We start from the raw sequence: 1,449 nt of genomic DNA on the forward strand, positions 1-1,449 counted from the left end.
TGAACTGACCCCCAAACGTTGGACACAACCTTTGGGGGTGTCATGGGTAAGTACGCAGAACAAGCAAAACTCGCTGCGGTGCAGGACTACTGTTCCGGTAGCTCGGGCCTGAGAGATGTCGCACACCGTCACAATGTGGACTTTTCATGCCTTCGTCAGTGGGTCGCGGCCTATCAGGTGCATGGTGCTGCTGGGCTGAAAGAGAAGAAGCTGCAGCGCTATAGCGACGATTTCAAACTATCTGTTTTGAAACGTATGCGTGAGGAACAGCTGTCCTATCGGCAGACGGCTGCCTTGTTCGACATCCGCAAGTTCGACATCATTGGTCTCTGGGAGCGCCGCTATGATGAAGGCGGTATTGATGCCCTTACCAAGCAGCCTAATAGAGCCGGACGTTCGAAAAAAATGCCAACTTCCATTCCTCCTGTTCAACCCAACTCACCCGATGACGAGTCGCGCTCACGCGATGACTTGCTTGCTGAGGTGAAGCAGTTGCGGATGGAAAACGACTACCTAAAAAAGCTCGATGCCTTGGTTCAGGAGAAGAAACGAGTAGCGCAGCAGAAAAAGCGCAAATCGTAATAGGACTGAGGCCGCTGCACTCTCTCGAAAGCCTGCTGAAGTTTGCCGGTTTGGCACGCAGCACCTTTTACTATCAGCAAAAGGCGCTGCAAGCGGCTGATAAGTACGCGGAGCTGAAAGACAAGATTCGTTCGACGTTCGATGAGCACAAGGGCCGGTATGGTTATCGCCGGATAACGGCTGCTGTACGAAGTGCTGGCCATCTCGTCAATCACAAGACGGTTCAGCGACTGATGGCGCAGCTTCAGCTCAAGAGCTTGGTGCGTGTGAAGAAATACCGAGCCTACAAGGGGGAGGTAGGCAAGGCAGCGCCTAACCTTTTGAAGCGTGAGTTCGAAGCTCCGTCCCCCAATCAAAAGTGGGTAACCGACGTTACTGAGTTCAAAGTTGGAGGTCAGAAGCTTTATCTGTCTCCCATTTTGGATCTGTACAACGGCGAAATCATTTCCTACGAGGTTGCCAGGCGGCCGCTGTTCGATATGGTCGGGAAGATGCTCAAAGGTGCATTCAAGCGGCTTCAGCCGCATGAAAAACCGGTTTTGCACTCAGACCAGGGCTGGCAGTATCGAATGCCCATTTACCTGCGGGCTCTTAAAAAATGCTCCGTTACGCCAAGCATGTCGCGCAAGGGTAACTGCTACGACAACGCGGCCATGGAGAGTTTCTTCGGCACACTGAAGTCCGAATTCTTTTATCTGAATAAATTTAACGACCTTGATGAGCTTCACGCAGGCATCGACGAGTACATCGAGTATTACAATCACTCGCGCATCAGACTGAAGCTAAACGGCCTGAGTCCTGTTGAATACAGAACTCAGGCCGCTCAGGCATAGATAGATAATCGTCCAACTTTGTGGGGTCAGTTCA

At 51.8% G+C, this 1,449-nt stretch carries 1 protein-coding gene; it reads left to right on the top strand.

Annotated features, from left to right (window positions below; translation table 11 throughout):
• Positions 1 to 42: 42 nt before the first annotated feature.
• A protein-coding gene (locus AC07O1_RS30320) for an IS3 family transposase (protein WP_495091188.1) occupies positions 43 to 1,415 on the top strand; the annotation gives its coding sequence in 2 pieces (ribosomal slippage) (positions 43 to 514 and positions 514 to 1,415; 1,374 coding nt in all).
• The last annotated feature ends 34 nt before the right edge of the window (positions 1,416 to 1,449 follow it).

This window comes from Pseudomonas sp. GW821-FHT07G10 (assembly GCF_059418545.1).